General features: G+C 50.9%; 3 protein-coding genes and 2 rRNA genes. 3 read left to right on the top strand and 2 right to left on the bottom strand.

Annotated features, from left to right (window positions below; all coding sequences use genetic code 11):
* The 3 genes from ACEQU8_RS00695 to ACEQU8_RS00685 all read left to right on the top strand — a co-directional run.
* Nucleotides 1-766 (top strand): methylated-DNA--[protein]-cysteine S-methyltransferase (locus ACEQU8_RS00695; RefSeq protein WP_370260761.1); only part of this gene is annotated, 766 nt, incomplete at its 5' end.
* Between the two features lie 65 nt (nucleotides 767-831).
* The gene (locus tag ACEQU8_RS00690; protein WP_370260759.1) at nucleotides 832-1,746 is read left to right on the top strand and encodes an alpha/beta hydrolase; all 915 of its coding nucleotides are present in this window, start codon (nucleotides 832-834) and stop codon (nucleotides 1,744-1,746) included.
* Nucleotides 1,747-1,838: 92 nt separating this feature from the next.
* Nucleotides 1,839-3,104, top strand: coding sequence for a serine hydrolase domain-containing protein (locus ACEQU8_RS00685; RefSeq protein WP_370260758.1), 1,266 nt, complete (start codon nucleotides 1,839-1,841; stop codon nucleotides 3,102-3,104).
* 149 nt (nucleotides 3,105-3,253) lie between these two features.
* Here ACEQU8_RS00685 and rrf read toward each other — a convergent pair.
* Both rrf and ACEQU8_RS00675 read right to left on the bottom strand, forming a co-directional pair.
* Nucleotides 3,254-3,367: ribosomal RNA gene (rrf, locus tag ACEQU8_RS00680) — 5S ribosomal RNA — on the bottom strand.
* Between the two features lie 228 nt (nucleotides 3,368-3,595).
* Nucleotides 3,596-3,962: ribosomal RNA gene (locus ACEQU8_RS00675) — 23S ribosomal RNA — on the bottom strand; the annotation flags it as partial.

Raw genomic sequence — 3,962 nt, 5'->3', positions numbered from 1 at the left:
GCATTTCGATGTAAGCCCCTCTCACCTCCAACGCGTGTTTTCAGAATGGGCGGGCATCACCCCCAAACAATTTTTCTATGCCCTGCAACGCGATCACGCTCTTGCCTTGTTGCGCGAGGGAGCCAACACGCTGCACACATCTGTGGCACTTGGCATGCACAGCACAAGCCAACTGCACCATCTGACCCTGCACTTGGAGGGCATGACCCCAGGAGAAGTTCAACAACACGGGCGAGGCCTCAAGTTTATGGTTGGTCAGAGCAATAGCCCATTTGGCAATGCGTTGGTTTGTCAAACTCACCGCGGCATACACAATCTGGAATTTCAAACCGACTGCTTAAGTTTTTCAAAATGGGTAGACCATCTGCGGCAACTCAATCCAGAGGCTGAGTTCATAACGAATCATCAGCAAGCCTCTGACCTCGTGCATTCCATCTTTCTAAAACATCCATCAAAGCCCACAACACTTCGTATGCATGTACAAGGCACGCCATTCCAACTGCAAGTGTGGGAAGCCCTGCTTCACATTGAACCTGGGCGTCTCGCAAGCTATCAGCAACTTGCCAAGGCCATCGGCAAACCCAAAGCCAGCCGTGCGGTGGGCGGCGCCATAGCCGCCAACCCGGTCGGGGTTTTAATCCCCTGCCATCGGGTTATTCAAACCAGCGGCATGCTCGGCCAATACAGATGGCACCCAGCCAGAAAAGCCGCTCTCCACATTTGGGAAGCGGCGCATTATCAACCCAACTTCACCCGCACTGGGTGAAATGAAGGCACACTTAAGCATCAAGCCCAAACAGCAAATTTCCAGAAGCACGGAACCAACAACCCATGAATGCCTTCAAGCCTTTTAGAGCCTTGCCCGTCGTTGTTACCTGCCTAACAGCAATACTGATGGGTGGCTGTAGTTCAATACAACTGGTCAACAACGTCTCGAAGGTTTATCAGGTGGAGGTGAACAACAATCTGCCAGTGGGGCATGGTTCGAGGCTGGCCTACGATTTATATTTGCCTAACAAACCAGCCAGCCAGACTGCTTCAACACCCGTGATTGTGTTTTTTTATGGGGGAAGCTGGAACAGGGGCAGCCGCTCCGAATATGAATTTGTTGGACGACGACTCGCAAGCGAAGGCTATATTGTCGCCATCCCTGACTATCGCTTATACCCCGAGGTGAAGTATCCAGATTTCCTGATTGATGGTGCCAAAAGCGTAAATGCGCTAATTGACGAACTCCGTAACCCTCGTTACGCAGCACTCAGACCTTCTAAAAAGGTGGTGCTGATGGGCCACAGCGCTGGCGCCTACAATGCCGCCATGTTGGCTTACGACCCTCGATGGCTCAAAGAGACAGCACAAAGCTCATCAGTGGTTGCGGGCTTTATTGGCCTGGCCGGCGCATACAACATCTATCCCATCAAAGATCAAGAAGTGCAGCCAGTTTTTCACCACCCCAATTATCCAGAGCAATCTCAACCGATTGAATTTGTGAACAACACCGCACCGGCAAGCTTAATCGTAGCGCCAGAGCAAGACACCATCCTCAGCACCGAGCGCAACAGCCAAGCCCTTCACCAGGCCCTTACAAAAGCAGGCGGACAATCCACTTTGGTCACGGTTTCATCAACAGACCACGTCACCCTCATCGGGACGCTCTCACCCTTGCTCTTTTTTAAAGGAAGCACCATGAAACCGATTCAAAATTTCATCTTGCATTTGGCGAATACAGGGATGCTAAACAACTAGAACTTTGCGCCTAGAAAGCCTGTTGACCTTGCTCGCGAAGCCCGAAGATACTTTAGAGTTACAAGTACATAACAACATCGAGACAGGCTTTAATGTTCAAGACCACCAACGGGATCAAGGTTCCCAAACACCTAGACAGCGTTACACACATCGATAGCAAAGCCGAAATCAGCCCATACGACGTGGGCATGACACGCGACAACGTCGAAGCCATTTGGAACAGTATCGAGAGCTTTTACAAAACGGGACTGCAACCAGGCATGAGCCTGGTGATTCGGCGGCAAGGTGAAATCATCCTAAAACGCTCCATTGGCCATGCCAAGGGCAACCCGCCCCCTAGCCACAGTGAAGACACCCACCCCCCTATTCTAATGACCCCAGACACCCCAGTCTGCTTGTTTTCTGCGTCCAAAGCCATCACGGCCATGCTGATTCACAAGTTGCAAGAAGAGGGGAAGCTCAAACTCAATGACCCAGTTGGTCAATACATCCCTGAGTTTGCATGCAACGGAAAAGAAAACATTACCATCGCTCAGGTGCTCTCGCACCGGGCAGGTGTGCCCACCATTCCAATTCGCAACCCACATCCGTCGCTTCTGTTCAAATGGGAAAGCGTCATCGACTTGATTAACTCCAGCCACACCAGCAAAGGCGACGGAAGCCAGCAGGCTTACCACGCCATCGTCGGTGGGTATATCTTGGGCGAAATTATTCGCAGAATTACCGGGACGTCCGTGGACGCGGCTTTACAAAACTACATTGCAAAGCCCTTGGGCGCCAAATACCTCACCTACGGACTAAACCCGGAATATCAAGACAAGGCCGCATTCAATTACAGCACTGGGGCAAAACCAGTCTTTCCCATCAACGTGCTGGCGAAAAGAGCGCTAAATATTGATTTCGACAAAGTCGCCAGCATCTCAAATGGCCGCCATTTCATGAATTCGACAATACCGGCCGGCAATATATATGGCACCGCGGACGAGGTAAGTCGTTTCTACCAAATGCTGCTGGATGGCGGCGAATACGAAGGCAAACGTTTATTCGAACCTGGCACCATCAAACGGGCCACTAGACCCGTGGGGCCCATTACCATTGATCAAATCTTGATGATTCCAATGCGCTTTTCTAACGGCTTTATGCTGGGAGAAAACATGTTCTCATTGTTTGGAATTCAAGCCCGGAAAGCATTTGGCCACTTGGGGCTGATTAACATCGTGACCTGGGCGGATCCAGCCCGGGACATCTCAGTTGCTTTCATGAACACAGGAAAATCTCTTGATCCAAAAACGCTACCAGCCCTTGGAAAAATTCTTGTATCCATCAGTTCAAATTGCAGCCTGATCAAAAACTCGTAACTCCATCGAGCCCAGAATAAGAACAGCAAATCATCGAGACAGCGCGGTAGCTCGCGCTGTCCATTACTCTTCCTGGCGATTAATTAGAGGCGTAAAAAGACAAACACCCCTGTGGGTTTCACAGGGGTGTTTGGTGTTGGAATTGGAGAGCCTGACGATGTCCTACTTTCACATGCGAGCTGCACACTATCATCGGCGCTAAGGCGTTTCACGGTCCTGTTCGGGATGGGAAGGGGTGGGGCCACCTTGCTATGGTCGTCAGGCAAAGAGGGTAGGCTGCAAGAGCGGATGTTACGTTGCTCTTAGCGAGTTGCTAACCAGCTTTGCGGCTGATTGGCGTATAGGAGATGATGAGATGTTTGATGCGGATTGCGGGTTGCAGTGCTGAGCACTGCAAGTGTTACTGCTTGGTGTTCACTACTTTGCGTCTATTGTGTAGCGCATTGTGTGTTGTGTAAATGTGCGTTGTATTGTGCAAGGCTCAATGCTATAGAGCCAAGCCGCACGGGCAATTAGTACTGGTTAGCTTAACGCATTACTGCGCTTCCACACCCAGCCTATCAACGTCGTGGTCTTCAACGGCCCTTCAGGAGGATCAAGTCCTCAGGGAAATCTAATCTTAAGGCAAGTTTCACGCTTAGATGCTTTCAGCGTTTATCTCTTCCGCACTTAGCTACCCGGCAATGCCACTGGCGTGACAACCGGTACACCAGAGGTGCGTCCATTCCGGTCCTCTCGTACTAGGAACAGCCCCCTTCAAATTTCCAACGCCCACGGCAGATAGGGACCAAACTGTCTCACGACGTTTTAAACCCAGCTCACGTACCTCTTTAAATGGCGAACAGCCATACCCTTGGG

The organism is Limnobacter sp., assembly GCF_964228395.1.
Lineage (GTDB): Bacteria > Pseudomonadota > Gammaproteobacteria > Burkholderiales > Burkholderiaceae_B > Limnobacter.
Note: the sequence above shows the minus strand (reverse complement) of the source record. Positions and strands in the feature narration are given on the sequence as shown.